Origin of the sequence: Streptomyces sp. NPDC127106, assembly GCF_042677605.1 — a bacterium.
Lineage (GTDB): Bacteria > Actinomycetota > Actinomycetes > Streptomycetales > Streptomycetaceae > Streptomyces.
In genome coordinates this window covers 53,030-67,834 of the sequence record NZ_JBHXTC010000016.1, presented here as the reverse complement: position 1 = coordinate 67,834, position 14,805 = coordinate 53,030, and the positions used below count along the sequence as shown (strand labels likewise).

Here is a 14,805-nt window from a genome sequence, read left to right as displayed (position 1 = left end):
GACGGGAGGGTGAACGGCCACCGAACGCCCGATCGGCTGTGAAACGACCGAAGACCACCCCCGTTAGGCCGACAACGGCCGCTGCACCTTGATGGACTGCAGCAGGCCGATGGCCACCCACACCGCGAACATCGACGAGCCTCCGTAGGACACGAAGGGCAGCGGTAGACCCGCCACCGGCATGATCCCGAGGTTCATCCCGATGTTCTCGAAGGACTGGAAGGCGAACCAGGCGATGATCCCGGCGCAGACGATCGTCCCGTACAGCTCGGTGGTCTCGCGGGCGATCACGCAGGCCCGCCAGAGGATCACGCCGAGCAGCAGGAGGAGCAGCCCGCCCCCGACGAAGCCCAGTTCCTCCCCCGCCACGGTGAACACGAAGTCGGTCTGCTGCTCGGGGACGAACTGGCCGGTGGTCTGCGAGCCCTTGAACAGCCCGGAACCGGTCAGGCCGCCGGAGCCGATCGCGATGCGCGCCTGGTTGGTGTTGTAGCCGACGCCGGCGGGGTCGAGGTCGGGGTTGGCGAAGGCCGCGAAGCGGTTGATCTGGTACTCGTCGAGGATGCCCAGCTGCCAGACGAGGACGGCACCGGCCACGCCCGAGCCGAGCAGGCCGAGCACCCAGCGGTTGGAGGCGCCGGAGGCCAGCAGCACGCCGAGCACGATGACGACCATGACCATGACCGAGCCCAGGTCGGGCATCAGCATGATGATGCCCATCGGGGCGGCGGCCAGGCAGAGCGCCTTCACCACGGTGCGGTGGTCGGGATGGGCGAGGTCGCCCGCGTCCACCCGCGCGGCCAGCAGCATCGCCATGACCAGGATGATCGTGATCTTCACGAACTCGGAGGGCTGGAGCGAGAAGCCGCCGCCGAGCACGATCCACGCGTGGGCGCCGTTGATGGTGGCGCCGAGCGGGGTGAGCACGGCGATGATCAGCACGAGGGAGATCCCGTACAGGATCGGGACGGCGCCGCGCAGGGTCCGGTGGCCGAGCCAGATCGTGCCGATCATCAGCACCAGGCCGATGCCGGTGTTCAAGGCGTGCCGGACCAGGAAGTAGTACGGGTCGCCCTGGTTCAGCTGGGTGCGGTTCCGGGTCGCCGACCACACCAGCAGGCTGCCCAGGAGGGACAGGGCGAGCGCGGAGAGGATGATCGGCCAGTCGAGGCGGCGCAGCACGGAGTCGCGCGAGGTCAGTTTGGCCATCCCGCTGCGCTCGGGCGTGTAGCGGGATACGGAGAACTTGTTGGCGGTCTGCATGGTCGCTCTTCGGCTCAGTCGTGCCACGACGGGGGCTGGGCGGGGGGACCGGCGAGCGCGGGCGGCGCCAGTTCCTCCGGGGACGGGGGCACGTACGGCTTGATCTCGGGTGCTGCGATGGAGCCGTCGGGCTGGATGGTGGGCAGTTTGGACTCGGGCCGGGGCAGCAGGGCCCGAGCGGCGTCGAACTCGCCGGCCATGTCGTATCCGTACATGGCGTTGTAGATGTTGCGCACGGCGGGTCCTGAGGCACCGGATCCGGTCCCGGCCTGGGAGATCGTCATCACGATCACGAAGTCGTCGGTGTACGTGGCCAGCCACGAGGTGGTCTGCTTGCCGTAGACCTGGGCGGTGCCGGTCTTGGCCCGCATCGGGATCTTGTCCTGCGGCCAGCCGCCGAACCGCCAGGCGGCGGTACCGCCGGGCTCGACGACCATGCGCAGGCCCTTGTCGAGATCGTGGATGGTCTTGGCGTCGACCGGCAGCCGGCCGTGGGGCGTGGGCTTGACGACGTCGACCCGCTTGCCGTCGGGGCTGATCACGGCCTTGCCGATGGTGGGGTCGAAGAGGGTGCCGCCGTTGCTGATGGCGGCGTAGGCGGTGGCCATCTGGATCGGGGTGACGAGCACGTCGCCCTGGCCGATGGCGAAGTTGATGCTGTCGAAGGCCTTCAGCTGGTTGCCTTCGAGGCAGCTCTCGTAGGCGATCTGCTCGACGTAGGTGCCGCCCTTCTTGCCCTGCTTGCACCAGGCGTCCTTGTTGGCCTTCCAGAAGTTCTTCTTCCACTGGCGGTCGGGGATGCGGCCGGTGACCTCGTTCGGCAGGTCGATGCCGGTCTCGGAGCCGAGTCCGAACTCGCGGGCGGTCCGGTAGAACCAGTCGTGGGCTTCCTTCTTGGGCTTGAGGCCGCCGTCGCGCTGCCATTCCTTGTGGCCGAGGGCGTAGAAGACGGTGTTGCAGGAGAACTTGAGGGCCTCGCCGAGGGTGATGGGGCCGTGCCCCTTGGACTCGAAGTTCGCGAAGCTGCGGCCGCCGAGGCTGTAGGAGCTGCTGCAGTTGTACTTGCTGTCGAAGGGGTAGCCGGCCCGGACGGCCGCGCTCGCCGAGACCACCTTGAAGATGGAGCCTGCCGGGGCCTGGCCCTGGATGGCCCGGTTGAGCAGCGGGTAGTTGGAGTTCTTGCTGGTGAGCGCGGCGTAGTCGGTGCCGGAGATGCCGCCGACCCAGGTGTTGGGGTCGTAGTCGGGCTGGGAGGCCATGGCGACGACGCGGCCGGTCTTGGCCTCCATGACGACGACGGCGCCCGAGTCCGCCTCGTACTTGCGGCCGGTGATCTTGTCGGTCTGCTGGCGGACGGTCTTCATCGCCTGCTGGAGCTCGTACTCGGCGACGGCCTGCACCCGGGCGTCGATGCTCGTGACGAGGGTGGATCCGGGAACGCCCGGGTCGGACTTGGTCTGGCCCATGACCCGGCCGAGGTTGTCGACCTCGTACGAGGTGACCGTCGCCTTGCCCCGCAGCTGCTTGTCGTACGTACGCTCGATCCCGGAGCGGCCGACCTGGTCGGAGCGCAGGTGCGGCGAGTCGGTGTCCTTCGCCTTCTGGATCTCCTCGTCGGTGACCGGCGAGAGGTAGCCGAGCGCCTGGGCGGTGCGGGCGCCGCCGGGCGCCGGGTAGCGGCGTACGGCGGTCGGCTCGGCGGTGATGCCGGGGAACTCCTCGGGGCGCTCGCGGATCTGCAGGGCCTGTTGGGTGGTGGCTTCGGAGGTGACCGGGATGGGCTGGTAGGGCGAGCCGTTCCAACAGGGCTTGGGGGTCTTGGAGTCGCAGATGCGGACCTTCTCGATGACTTCCTTGGGGGACATGTCCAAGACGGCGGAGAGCCGGGTCAGGACGCCCTTGCCCTTGTCCTTCATCTTCATCAGCGCCGTACGGCTGGCGGACACCACGAGCCGGGTCTCGTTGTCGGCGAGGGCGACGCCGCGGGCGTCGAGGATGGAGCCGCGGACGGCGGGCTGGACGACCCGCTGGACGTGGTTGTTCTTCGCCTCGTCGTAGTACTCGCCGCCGTTGCGGATCTGGAGGTACCACAGGCGTCCGCCGAGCGTGCAGAGCATCGAGAAGATGAGGACCTGGAGGATGACGAGCCGGATCTGCACCCGGGGGATCCGGCCGGTCTCGGGGGTGTTGGTCACGGGCCCTGCCCCTTCACAGCTTCTTGACGCTCTTCACGCTCTTGACGCCCTTCACTCCCCTTATCCGTCCGGCGCGGTTGGCCCGGTTGCGGGCCGTCATCAGGCGCAGGCCGCCGCGTTGGCTGCCGATGCGCAGGCCGGTGCCGCCGGCGAGCCAGCCGGAGGAGACGTCGGTGGCGGCTGCTTGGCCGCCGCCCGCCTCGACGGCCATCGGGTCGCTCTCGGCGCGCCGCGCGAGGGCCATGACGAACGGCACGGCGAACGGCGCGAGCAGCAGGTCGTAGACGGTGGCGGTGAACAGCAGCCCGCTCAGGCCCACGTGGCGGGCGGCGGTGTCCCCGACGAGGGCGCCCACGCCGGCGTACAGCAGGGTGGAGCCGATGGCGGCCGCGACGACGGTGAGCAGTGGGCCCCAGGCGGAGCGGAACCGTCCGGTGTCGGGGCGGACGAGGCCGGCGGCGTAGCCGATGACGCACAGGACGAGCGCGTACCGTCCGGCGGCGTGGTCGGCGGGCGGGGCCAGGTCGGCGAGGAGGCCGGCGGCGAAGCCGACGAGGGCGCCGCCGACGTGCCCGTAGACGAGGGCGAGGGCGACGACGGTCAGCAGGACCAGGTCGGGTACGGCGCCGGGCAGTTGCAGCCGGCCGAGGACGCTGACCTGGACGACGAGGGCGACCAGGATGAGCGTGGAGGCGAGCAGGATCCGGTTGAAGCGCATGGCGGTCTGCTCCTACTCGTCGGCCGGACCGGCGGACGCGCCGGCGGACGCGGACGGGGACGGGGTCACCGTGACGGTGACCGTCGGCGTGGGCACGGCCTGGGGCTTGGGCGGCAGGACGGCGTCGCGCGGGTCCTCGCGCGGGGGCGTGACGACGACGCCGACGATGTCCAGGCGGGAGAACCCGACGAACGGGCGGACCCAGACGGTGCGGGTCAGGTCGCCGCGCGCGGGGTCGACCTTGACGACCTCGCCGAGGGGGACGCCGGGCACGAAGGGCTTGTTGCCGCGGGAGCCGAAGGTGACGAGCCGGTCGCCGGGGCTGATCTTGGCCTTGCCGTTGAGCATCTGGACGGACAGGGCGCGGTCGCCCTGTCCGGTGGCGAAGCCGAGCTCGCCGGTCTTCTCCAGGCGGGTGCCGACGGTGAAGTCGGGGTCGTTGGCGAGCACGACGGTGGCGGTGTCGGGGCCGACGGTGGCGACGCGGCCGACGAGGCCGTCGCCGTTGATGACGGTCATGTCGCGTTCGATGCCGTCCTTGCTGCCGGCATCGATGGTGACGGTCCAGGAGAAGCCCTGGGCCGCTCCTATGGCGATCACCTCGGCGCCCTTGATGCCGTACTGTCCGGCGCCGGCCCGCTTGAGCATCTCGTCGAGCTCGTGGATGCGGCTGCGGGTCTGGTCCTCGCTGCCGAGTTTGGCCTTCAGGGCGGCGTTCTCGCGCTCCAGCACGGCGAGACGGCTGTGCCGTTCGCCGGAGTCGCGTACCGCTCCTATGGCGTTGGCGACCGGATCGACGGCCGTCGCGACGCCCTTCTCGACCGGTCCGAAGACCGCCGCGGCGGCCTGACGGGCGCCGTCGACCGGGGACTCCTCTCCTGCCCTGATGTCCACCGTGATCAATGCGAACGCGATGGCGATCAGGAGCACCAGGAGCAGCCGGCTTTCTCGTGTGTCCCTCACGTGCGGCGGCCGTGCCTTCCTTTTGTAGATGGTCGAGCGGCTGAACGGCTCCGGTGGAGCCGGGGCTTGCACCGGACTGTTGCCTGTATATCAACGATCCGCCGCACGGGCGCGGCAGCACCCATACGGCGGATCCTTGAGTTCCGCTTGTCCCCCGGGCGGCCGGGGGTGCCGGTCAGCGCCGGGGCTGGGCGTCCAGGACCTGCTGGAGCGCCTCGAACTCCTCCACGCACTTGCCCGAGCCCAGGGCGACGGAGTCCAGCGGGTCCTCGGCGATGTGGATCGGCATGCCGGTCTCCCGGCGCAGCCGCTCGTCGAGGCCGCGCAGCAGGGCGCCGCCGCCGGTCAGGACGATGCCGCGGTCCATGATGTCGCCGGAGAGCTCCGGCGGGCACTTGTCGAGGGTGGTCTTCACCGCGTCCACGATGGCGTTGACCGGCTCCTCGATGGCCTTGCGGACCTCGGCGGCGGAGATGACCACGGTCTTGGGCAGTCCGGAGACCAGGTCGCGGCCGCGGATCTCGGTGTGCTCGTCCTGGTCGAGGTCGTACGCCGACCCGATGGTGATCTTGATCTGCTCGGCGGTCCGCTCACCGAGGAGGAGGCTGTACTCCTTCTTGATGTGCTGGATGATCGCGTTGTCGAGCTCGTCGCCGGCGACCCGGATGGACTGCGCCGTGACGATTCCGCCGAGGGAGATGACCGCGACCTCGGTGGTGCCGCCACCGATGTCCACGACCATGTTGCCGGTGGCCTCGTGCACGGGCAGGCCCGAGCCGATGGCCGCGGCCATGGGCTCCTCGATGATGTGCACCTGACGGGCGCCGGCCTGCGTGGACGCCTCGATGACGGCGCGGCGCTCCACCCCGGTGATACCGGAGGGGACGCAGACCACGACGCGCGGGCGGGCCAGGTAGCGGCGCTTGTGGATCTTGAGGATGAAGTACCGGAGCATACGCTCGGTGATCTCGAAGTCGGCGATGACGCCGTCCTTGAGGGGCCTGACGGCGACGATGTTGCCGGGCGTGCGCCCGATCATCTTCTTCGCCTCGGAGCCGACCGCCAGAATGCCACCGGTGTTCGTGTTGATGGCGACCACGGACGGCTCGTTCAGGACGATCCCCCGGCCCCTCACGTACACCAGCGTGTTGGCGGTCCCGAGGTCGATCGCCATGTCACGGCCGATGAACGACATGTTGTTCCCCTTGTTCCCCATGAGGAGCGTCTGGCCTTCCAGTTGATAGCGGCTGCTGTCAGGTCGGCGAGGTGGGTGTGTGGGTGGAGGCCCCATCGTAGTGCCGAGGGTACGGACATCGCGCGACGGGACTCCGGCAATCCCGCCGGAACGGATACCCGCCCCCTTAGTGGTGACGTCGTGTCCTGCACATGCGTTCCCGCACGGGCCCGGCCATACCGAAGGGCGACCGAAATTACTTCGGTCGCCCCAGGTCGTGAGCGCTATTCGGCTGATGTCGCGTCAGGACGCGTCCGTCGGGGGAACCCCGCGGGGAGACCCGTCAGAGGGAGGGGAAGAACAGCTTCAGCTCGCGCTCCGCGGACTCCTCGGAGTCCGAGGCGTGGATCAGGTTCTCGCGGGTGACGGTGCCGAAGTCGCCCCGGATGGAGCCGGGCGCGGCGGCGATCGGGTCGGTCGGCCCGGCCAGCTGGCGCACGCCCTCGATCACGCGCTCGCCCTCGACGACGAGGACGACGACCGGGCCGCTCGCCATGAAGCCCATGAGCGGCTCGTAGAAGACCTTGCCCTTGTGCTCGCCGTAGTGGGTCTCCAGGGTCTCCTGGTCGAGGGTGCGCAGCTCCATGGCCGGGATGGTCCAGCCGGCCTTCCGCTCGATCCGGCCGATGATCTCGCCGACCAGGCCGCGACGGACGGCGTCCGGCTTGAGGATGACGAGCGTGCGCTGGGACATGTTGCTGCTCCTTGCGGCAAACGGGTGCGGTGGTACGAGGCTACAGCCAGCCGGCGGGCGTGCTGCGCGGAGCCCCGGGCCCGAGCGGGCCCGGGGCTTCGCGGCTGGCGCCTCACCTGGGGCTCCGCGGCCGGCGGCTACGCCTGGGCTTCGCTCTGCGCGGCCCAGCGGGCCTTGGCGGCGTCGATCTTGCGGCCGTAGTGGATCGAGCACCACCACAGGCCCGCGAACACGGCCCCGAGGAAGAACATCATCGGCACCACGAACCCGCTCACGATCAAGCCGATCTGCAGGGCCCAGCCGATCTGCACCGCGCCCGGACGGGACAGCATCCCGCACAGCAGCACGGACAGCAGCATGGCGATCCCACAGACCGTCCAGACCGTTGCCTGGGTCAGGTCCGGGTTCTTCATCGCCACCAGCCCGGCGAAACCGATGACGAAGAACTCGCCGATCAGCGTCGAGGCACACAGCGTGCGCATCCGTCAGCCCCTCTTCAGCAGCAGGCGGGCCTCGCCCACCGTGATCACGGAGCCGGTCACCAGGACGCCGGCCCCTCCGTACTCGGCCTCTTCCTCCGCCAGGGTGATCGCCGCCTCCAGGGCGTCGTCCAGCCGCGGCTCCACCTGCACCCGCTCCGCGCCGAAGACCTCGACCGCCATGGCGGCCAGTTCGTCCGCGGACATCGCCCGGTGGCTGGTGTTCTGCGTGACCACGACCTCCGCGAAGATCGGCTCGAAGGCCTCCAGGACCCCCCGGACGTCCTTGTCGTCGCTCACGCCCACGACGCCGACCAGCCGGCTGAAGCCGAACGCCTCGGTCACCGCCTCCGCCGTGACCTGCGCGCCCGCCGGGTTGTGCGCCGCGTCCAGGATCACCGTGGGGCTGCGGCGGACGACCTCCATCCGGCCCGGCGAGGTCACCGAGGCGAAGGCCCGGCGCACGGTGTCCACGTCCAGCTCCCGGGCCTGCTGCGCGCCGACCCCGAAGAAGGCCTCCACCGCGGCCAGCGCCACGGCCGCGTTGTGCGCCATGTGGGCGCCGTACAGCGGGAGGAAGATCCCCTCGTACTCGCCGCCCACGCCGCGCAGCGTCAGCACCTGCCCGCCGACGGCCACCTCGCGGGACACGACGCCGAACTCCATGCCCTCGCGGGCCACGGTCGCGTCCACCTCGACGGCCTTCTTCAGCAGCACCTGCGCCGCGTCCACCGGCTGCTGCGCCAGGATCACGGTGGCGTCCTGCTTGATGACGCCCCCCTTCTCCTGGGCGATCTCGCCGGGAGTGGAGCCGAGCCGGTCGGTGTGGTCCAGGCTGATCGGAGTGATCACCGCGACCACGGCGTCGATCACGTTGGTGGCGTCCCAGCTGCCGCCCATGCCGACCTCGACGACGGCCACGTCCACGGGTGCGTCCGCGAACGCCGCGTACGCCATGCCGGTGAGGACCTCGAAGAAGGACAGCCGGTAGTCCTGGGCGGCGTCGACCATCTCCACGTACGGCTTGACGTCGCGGTACGTGTCGACGAACCGCTCCGCGGTGATCGGCGCCCCGTCCAGGCTGATGCGCTCGGTGATCGACTGCACGTGGGGGCTGGTGTACCGGCCGGTGCGCAGCTCGAAGGCGTTCAGCAGGGCCTCGATCATGCGGGCCGTGCTCGTCTTGCCGTTGGTGCCGGTGACGTGGATGGAGGGGTACGCGTGCTGCGGCTCGCCCAGGACGTCCATCAGCGCGGCGATCCGGCTGACGGAGGGCTCCAGCTTGGTCTCGCCCCAGCGGGTGGACAGCTCCTGCTCCACCTCCCGCAGCGCCTGCGCCACCTCGGGGTCGAGGGGCGCCGCGGGGAACGGGTCGCCCTGGGGCGGTCCGGCCTGGGCGCGCAGGGTTCGGCTGCCGGCCTCGATCACCGCCAGGTCGGGGTCGCGGTCGGACTCCTCCGCCACGATCCGGTCGAACATGTCGAGGGTGTCGTCGCGGTCGTCGGGGCCGTGGCTCTCGGGCTGCTGCTCACTCACAGGGCCAGTCTACGGACGGGGGGCGGGAGGGCGGCGCGGCCCTCGGCTCCGGCCGGTGCGCGCAGGACCCGGGTGCGGCTACCCCCGGGGCAGGGTCGCCACGACGAGGTACGCGTCCCCCGTCCGGGTGGCCGTCAGGGTGCCGCCGAGGCTGTGCACGCGCTCGGACATGCTCGCCGTGCCCGATCCCGCCGAGACCGGGGCGCGGGCCGGGCTGCCGGCGGGCAGCGTGTTGCCGACCGAGATCCGCAGCCGGTCGCCGTCCGCCTCGATCCGTACGTCCACGGTCTGGCCGCGGGCGTGCTTGGCGGCGTTGGTCAGGCACTCCTGCACCACCCGGTAGACGGCCGCCTGCCGCAGCGGCGACAGCTCGTGGACCTGCGGGTCCAGGCCGAGCCGTACGGGTGAGCCGGCGCGCCCGCTCTGCTCCGCGAGGGCCGCCAGCCCGTCCACGCCCGGGGTGGCGTCGGGCTCGCCGCGCTGAACGATGATCTCGTTGAGGACCAGGTGGGCCCGGCGCGCGGTGTCGGCGAGTTCCTCGAAGTCCTTCGCGTGCGCCGTCTCGCGGGCCCGCACCGACAGCACCTCGGAGCGCACGGTGAGCAGGGTCAGCTCCCGCCCGACGAAGTCGTGGACGTCGCGGGCGACCGAGGTGCGCTCCTGCTGCACGGCCTGGAGCACGGCCGATTCGGCCTCGCGGGCTTCGAGCTCGCGGACGAGGTCGTGGCGGTAGGCGGCGATGCCGACGGCCGAGGCGAGCACGCCGATGGGCACGACGATGCTCAGGAAGGCGCTGAGGGTCTGCACCCGCGGTTCGGGCCAGCCGGGCACGCTGAACACCGCCAGCGCGAACGCCACGTAGCCGACGGTGGCGAGCACGGCGGCCCGGCGCCCGCGGTAGCGGCCGACCGAGTAGAGGGCGAACTGGACCAGCGTCAGTTCGTGCAGCCAGCCGATGAACAGCAGGGCGGTGAGGTACGGGATCCAGGGCACCCGGCGCCGTACGACCAGGGTGGCGGCCCCCGCGGCGAGGACGGCGGCGGCCATGGGGCCGGTCAGCGAGTTGTCCGCGGCGGCCAGGCCCGGCAGGTCCAGGGCCATCAGGGCGAGGCAGCCGAGCGCGGTGAGCACCTCGGACGCCCGCTGGGTGCCGGACCAGCCCTCGGCGAGCCGGCGGCAGGTGGCCGCGGCCCACTGGTACGCCGAGACGACGGGCTGGACGCGCATGCCTTCCATCATCCGTGGTCCCCGCCGGGGACCTAACCGGCCAACCCGGACAAAAAAGTGATAATCGGCACGCCGGGTGGCGCGTGCGACCAGCGGCGCAACAGGGCGAGGGCCCCTGCACCGGCGCTCGGTGCAGGGGCCCTCGTACGCGCACGCGTGCCTACGGCCGTGGCGCGGCCTCAGCCCCGGTTCGGCCCCGGCCTCAGCCTCGGCTTCGGCCTGCTAGGCGGCGGGCAGGGCCTCCAGCTGGGCCTGGATCCGCGCGATGTCGGCCTCGGCCTTGGCCAGGCGGCCCTTGATCTTGTCCACGACGTTGTCGGGGGCCTTGGCCAGGAAGGCCTCGTTCCCGAGCTTCGCCTCGGCCTGGGCCTTCTCCTTCTCCGCGGCCGCGAGGTCCTTGGAGAGGCGCTTGCGCTCGGCGGCCACGTCGATGGTCCCCGACAGGTCGAGCGCGACGGTGGCCCCGGCGACCGGCAGGGTGGCGGTGGCGCTGAAGCCCTCGCCCTCCGGCTGGAGGCGCAGCAGCTGACGGATGGCCGCCTCGTGCGCGGCCAGCTGCGTACCGGCCAGGTCGAGCCGGGCCGGGACCTTCTGACCCGGCTGCAGGCCCTGGTCGGCGCGGAACCGGCGGACCTCGGTGACGACCTGCTGGAGGTTCTCGATCTCGGCCTCGGCGGCCTCGTCGCGGAAGCCGCTGTCGGACGGCCACTCGGCGACCACGATGGACTCGCGGCCGGTGAGCGTGGTCCACAGGGTCTCGGTGACGAACGGGACGACCGGGTGCAGCAGCCGCATCAGCACGTCCAGGACCTCGCCGAGGACCCGGCCGGAGGCCTTGGCGCCCTCGCCGCCCGCGAAGAACGTGGTCTTCGACAGCTCGACGTACCAGTCGAAGACCTCGTCCCACGCGAAGTGGTAGAGCGCCTCGCTGAGCTTGGCGAACTGGAAGTCCTCGTAGTACGCGTCGACCTGCGCGACCGTCTCGTTCAGGCGGGACAGGATCCAGCGGTCGGTGGCGGACAGCTGCTCGGCCGGCGGCAGCTCGCCCTCGACCGTCGCGCCGTTCATCAGCGCGAAGCGCGTGGCGTTCCAGATCTTGTTGGCGAAGTTGCGGGAGGCCTGGACCCAGTCCTCGCCGATCGGGACGTCGGTGCCCGGGTTGGCGCCCTTGGCCAGGGTGAAACGGACGGCGTCGGAGCCGTACTTGTCCATCCAGTCCAGCGGGTCGACGACGTTGCCGAACGACTTCGACATCTTCTTGCCGCGCTCGTCGCGGACCAGGCCGGTCAGGGCGATGGTCTTGAACGGGGCCTCGCCGTCCATCGCGTACAGGCCGAACATCATCATCCGGGCGACCCAGAAGAAGATGATGTCGTGGCCGGTGAGCAGGACGTCGGTGGAGTAGAACTTCGCCAGGTCCGGGGTCTTCTCCGGCCAGCCGAGCGTGGAGAACGGCCACAGGCCGGAGGAGAACCAGGTGTCGAGGACGTCGGTGTCCTGGTGCCAGCCCTCGCCCGCCGGCGGCTGCTCGTCGGGGCCGACGCAGACGATCTCGCCGTTCGGGCCGTACCAGATCGGGATCCGGTGGCCCCACCACAGCTGGCGCGAGATGCACCAGTCGTTCATGTTGTCGACCCAGTCGAAGTAGCGCTTCGACATGTCGGCCGGGTGGATCGCGACGCGGCCGTCGCGGACGGCGTCACCGGCGGCCTTGGCCAGCGGGCCGACCTTGACCCACCACTGCATGGACAGGCGCGGCTCGACGGTGGTGCTGCAGCGCGAGCAGTGGCCCACGGAGTGCATGTACGGGCGCTTCTCGGCGACGATCCGGCCCTGCTGGCGCAGGGCGCCGACGACCGCGGAACGCGCTTCGAAGCGGTCCAGGCCGAGGAAGGGACCGTGGACGGTGATCACACCGCGCTCGTCCATGATCGTCATGGAGGGCAGGTCGTGGCGCTGGCCGATGGCGAAGTCGTTCGGGTCGTGCGCCGGGGTCACCTTGACGGCGCCGGTGCCGAACTCCGGGTCGACGTGCGTGTCGGCGACGACCGGGATGGTGCGGTCGGTCAGCGGCAGCTTGATCTGCTTGCCGACCAGGTGTTTGTAGCGCTCGTCGTCCGGGTGGACGGCGACGGCGGTGTCACCGAGCATGGTCTCGGCGCGGGTGGTGGCGACGACCAGGGTGTCCTCGCCCTCGCCGTACGTGATCGAGACGAGCTCGCCGGCGTCCTCCTGGTACTCCACCTCGATGTCGGAGATGGCCGTCAGGCAGCGCGGGCACCAGTTGATGATGCGCTCGGCGCGGTAGATCAGCTCGTCGTCGTACAGCTTCTTGAAGATGGTCTGGACGGCCTTGGACAGGCCCTCGTCCATGGTGAAGCGCTCGCGCGACCAGTCCACCCCATCGCCCAGCCGCCGCATCTGGCCGAGGATCTTGCCGCCGTACTCCTCCTTCCACTGCCAGACGCGCTCGACGAACTCCTCGCGGCCCAGGTCGTGGCGGGACTTGCCCTCCTCGGCGAGCTGCTGCTCGACCTTGTTCTGGGTGGCGATGCCGGCGTGGTCCATGCCGGGCAGCCACAGGGCCTCGTAGCCCTGCATGCGCTTGCGGCGGGTCAGGGCGTCCATCAGCGTGTGCTGGAAGGCGTGGCCCAGGTGGAGGGAGCCGGTGACGTTCGGCGGCGGGATGACGATGGTGTACGCGGGCTTCTCGCTCGCGGCGTCGGCGGTGAAGTACCCACGCTCTACCCAGCGCTCGTAGAGCTTCCCCTCTACCTCGGCCGGCGCGTACTGGGTCGGCAGTTCGGAGTTGGGGGTGCTGGGTGTCTGCGTGTTCTCGGTCACGGGCACAGTTTAGAGGCGTAACGGTCCGGTACTGAAACCGGCAATCCCGGGGGCCGGGGCACTGTGCCCATCCCCCGTGAGCCAGGATGTGTGGACTGCATAAACATCCTGAAGGGGGACGCGGGTATGAGCTACAACCAGCCGGGGCCGTACGGAGGCCCGCCGCCGCAGCAGCCGGGACCGTACGGCGCCCCGCCGCCCCCGCCGCCCGGCCCGGCCCCCGGCCCGTACGGCCAGCCCGCCCCCCAGCCCGGCTACGGCTACCCGCAGCAGCCCCCGACGGCCCCGATGGGCTTCCCGCCGCAGCAGCCCCCGCCGCCGCCCGGCCCGGGCTACCCGCCGCAGCCCCCGTCGGCCCCGATGGGCCTCCCCCCGCAGCAGCCGCCCTACGGCTACCAGCAGCCGGGCATGCCGCCGCAGCCGTACGGTGCCCAGCCCCCGAAGAAGTCGAAGGCGGGCGTGGTCATCGCCGCGGTCGTCGCGGTGGCGGTCATCGCGGGCGGCGGCTGGTACCTCCTGGGCGGCGGAGGCGGCACCATCGACGAGGCCACCAGGGGCTACAAGCTGGTCGCCCCGGAGACGGTCGGCGAGTTCAAGAAGAACCCCAAGTCCCAGCCGAATTCCTTCAGCGACAAGGAGCGCAAGGAGGCCGAGGCCGTCGGCGTCAAGAACCCCACTCAGGTCAACCAGAAGTACCAGGCCGGCGACCCGAGCAACCCGCTGGCCGCCAAGGCGCTCAACTTCGAGGGCGTCTACGGCGACATCGCCGAGCCCGAGAAGGCGGTCGATGCCTACTTCGCCCTGGCCAAGGCCAACACCAGCGAGGGCACCAAGACGACGGTCGAGCTCATCGGAACCCCCAAGGCGATCACCCCGAAGGGTTTCAAGGGCGCGGTGATGAAGTGCCAGGAAGCCAAGTACACCACCAAGGACCCCTCGACCAAGGGCCCCAAGGAGTTCACGCTTCCGATCTGCATCTGGGGTGACCACAGCACCCTGACTATGGTCGGTGCGAGCGACGCGGCTGCCATCCTGGCGGGCCAGAAGGGCTACACCATGGAGCAGGTCGCGGACCTCGCGGCAAAGCTCTACAACACGGCCCGCGTCAAGTCCTGATGGGGCCGGCGGCCGGCACAGCCACATGTCACCGTGCCGGCCACGGCCACATCAGGCCTCTCCCGCCAAAGAACACGCCTCGACGGCGTCGCCCTTGCTGACTCCGATGTCGACCAGCAGGACGTAGCAGCCAGAGAAGGCTCCCATTTCGGTGCTGGCGCCAAAGCCGCAAGCACCCTCCACCTTAGGGCCGACGTTGTAGCCCGCTTCGTGCAGGTAATACTGACAGTCACCCTGATCGGCCGACGCAGGTGCAGCTGTTAGGAGCGGGAGTGCGGCGGCGGCAAAAACCGCAGCCAGAACACCACCTGCACGCTTCTTCATGTTCATGTCTCGTTCCTCTCAAGGAAGACTATTCGAGACGAAGTTGATCATTAAAAGCGCCGCCGCGGTGGGAAGTTGTGGCGATGTCCGATAATCGACTTGGATGGTCCCGAACGCGAGGAGGGGCGCCCCCCCCGGAGCGGGGGGCCCCCCCCCCCCGGGCGGGGGGGGGGCGATACGTGGGGCGCTGGCCCCACAGACAAGGGGGGCCC

Annotated in this window: 12 protein-coding genes; 1 reads left to right on the top strand and 11 read right to left on the bottom strand. The window is 70.5% G+C overall.

What is annotated here, in order from left to right; genetic code table 11:
* Positions 1–63: 63 nt before the first annotated feature.
* The 10 genes from rodA to ACFVGY_RS16400 form a co-directional block, all read right to left on the bottom strand.
* Positions 64–1,263: a rod shape-determining protein RodA gene (rodA, locus tag ACFVGY_RS16445; RefSeq protein ID WP_385677136.1), complete on the bottom strand. Its 1,200-nt coding sequence runs from the start codon at positions 1,261–1,263 to the stop codon at positions 64–66.
* Between the two features lie 14 nt (positions 1,264–1,277).
* Positions 1,278–3,458, bottom strand: coding sequence for a penicillin-binding protein 2 (gene mrdA / locus ACFVGY_RS16440; RefSeq protein WP_385677133.1), 2,181 nt, complete (start codon positions 3,456–3,458; stop codon positions 1,278–1,280).
* Between the two features lie 13 nt (positions 3,459–3,471).
* Positions 3,472–4,176: a rod shape-determining protein MreD gene (gene mreD, locus ACFVGY_RS16435; protein ID WP_385677130.1), complete on the bottom strand. Its 705-nt coding sequence runs from the start codon at positions 4,174–4,176 to the stop codon at positions 3,472–3,474.
* A 12-nt stretch (positions 4,177–4,188) separates the two neighbouring features.
* Positions 4,189–5,139 carry a rod shape-determining protein MreC gene (mreC, locus tag ACFVGY_RS16430; RefSeq protein WP_385677127.1) on the bottom strand — a complete coding sequence of 317 codons (951 nt, stop codon included), beginning with the start codon at positions 5,137–5,139 and terminating at the stop codon, positions 4,189–4,191.
* 175 nt (positions 5,140–5,314) lie between these two features.
* On the bottom strand, positions 5,315–6,334 hold the full coding sequence (locus tag ACFVGY_RS16425; RefSeq protein WP_360622546.1) for a rod shape-determining protein: 1,020 nt from the start codon (positions 6,332–6,334) through the stop codon (positions 5,315–5,317).
* Between the two features lie 322 nt (positions 6,335–6,656).
* The gene (ndk, locus tag ACFVGY_RS16420; RefSeq protein WP_385677124.1) at positions 6,657–7,067 is read right to left on the bottom strand and encodes a nucleoside-diphosphate kinase; all 411 of its coding nucleotides are present in this window, start codon (positions 7,065–7,067) and stop codon (positions 6,657–6,659) included.
* A 137-nt stretch (positions 7,068–7,204) separates the two neighbouring features.
* The gene (locus ACFVGY_RS16415) at positions 7,205–7,549 is read right to left on the bottom strand and encodes a DUF4233 domain-containing protein (protein ID WP_385677121.1); all 345 of its coding nucleotides are present in this window, start codon (positions 7,547–7,549) and stop codon (positions 7,205–7,207) included.
* A gap of 3 nt (positions 7,550–7,552) precedes the next feature.
* Positions 7,553–9,025: a bifunctional folylpolyglutamate synthase/dihydrofolate synthase gene (locus tag ACFVGY_RS16410; RefSeq protein ID WP_385677258.1), complete on the bottom strand. Its 1,473-nt coding sequence runs from the start codon at positions 9,023–9,025 to the stop codon at positions 7,553–7,555.
* A 135-nt stretch (positions 9,026–9,160) separates the two neighbouring features.
* On the bottom strand, positions 9,161–10,309 hold the full coding sequence (locus tag ACFVGY_RS16405) for a sensor histidine kinase (protein ID WP_385677118.1): 1,149 nt from the start codon (positions 10,307–10,309) through the stop codon (positions 9,161–9,163).
* A 222-nt stretch (positions 10,310–10,531) separates the two neighbouring features.
* Positions 10,532–13,153 (bottom strand): valine--tRNA ligase, encoded by a 2,622-nt coding sequence (locus ACFVGY_RS16400; RefSeq protein WP_385677115.1) that lies wholly within the window; start codon positions 13,151–13,153, stop codon positions 10,532–10,534.
* 126 nt (positions 13,154–13,279) lie between these two features.
* On the opposite strand from ACFVGY_RS16400, the gene ACFVGY_RS16395 reads away from it, so the two are divergent.
* Positions 13,280–14,269 carry a hypothetical protein gene (locus ACFVGY_RS16395; RefSeq protein WP_385677112.1) on the top strand — a complete coding sequence of 330 codons (990 nt, stop codon included), beginning with the start codon at positions 13,280–13,282 and terminating at the stop codon, positions 14,267–14,269.
* Positions 14,270–14,320: 51 nt separating this feature from the next.
* Here ACFVGY_RS16395 and ACFVGY_RS16390 read toward each other — a convergent pair whose 3' ends face one another.
* The gene (locus ACFVGY_RS16390) at positions 14,321–14,599 is read right to left on the bottom strand and encodes a hypothetical protein (RefSeq protein WP_385677110.1); all 279 of its coding nucleotides are present in this window, start codon (positions 14,597–14,599) and stop codon (positions 14,321–14,323) included.
* Between the last annotated feature and the right edge of the window lie 206 nt (positions 14,600–14,805).

Bases quoted from the DNA above. Each gene is read 5' to 3' on its own strand.
- ACFVGY_RS16390 (WP_385677110.1), bottom strand. From the start codon at position 14,599: ATGAACATGAAGAAGCGTGCAGGTGGTGTTCTGGCTGCGGTTTTTGCC.
- ACFVGY_RS16410 (WP_385677258.1), bottom strand. From the start codon at position 9,025: ATGTTCGACCGGATCGTGGCGGAGGAGTCCGACCGCGACCCCGACCTG.
- ACFVGY_RS16405 (WP_385677118.1), bottom strand. From the start codon at position 10,309: ATGCGCGTCCAGCCCGTCGTCTCGGCGTACCAGTGGGCCGCGGCCACC.
- ACFVGY_RS16395 (WP_385677112.1), top strand. From the start codon at position 13,280: ATGAGCTACAACCAGCCGGGGCCGTACGGAGGCCCGCCGCCGCAGCAG.
- ndk (WP_385677124.1), bottom strand. From the start codon at position 7,067: ATGTCCCAGCGCACGCTCGTCATCCTCAAGCCGGACGCCGTCCGTCGC.
- mreD (WP_385677130.1), bottom strand. From the start codon at position 4,176: ATGCGCTTCAACCGGATCCTGCTCGCCTCCACGCTCATCCTGGTCGCC.
- ACFVGY_RS16425 (WP_360622546.1), bottom strand. From the start codon at position 6,334: ATGTCGTTCATCGGCCGTGACATGGCGATCGACCTCGGGACCGCCAAC.
- rodA (WP_385677136.1), bottom strand. From the start codon at position 1,263: ATGCAGACCGCCAACAAGTTCTCCGTATCCCGCTACACGCCCGAGCGC.
- ACFVGY_RS16415 (WP_385677121.1), bottom strand. From the start codon at position 7,549: ATGCGCACGCTGTGTGCCTCGACGCTGATCGGCGAGTTCTTCGTCATC.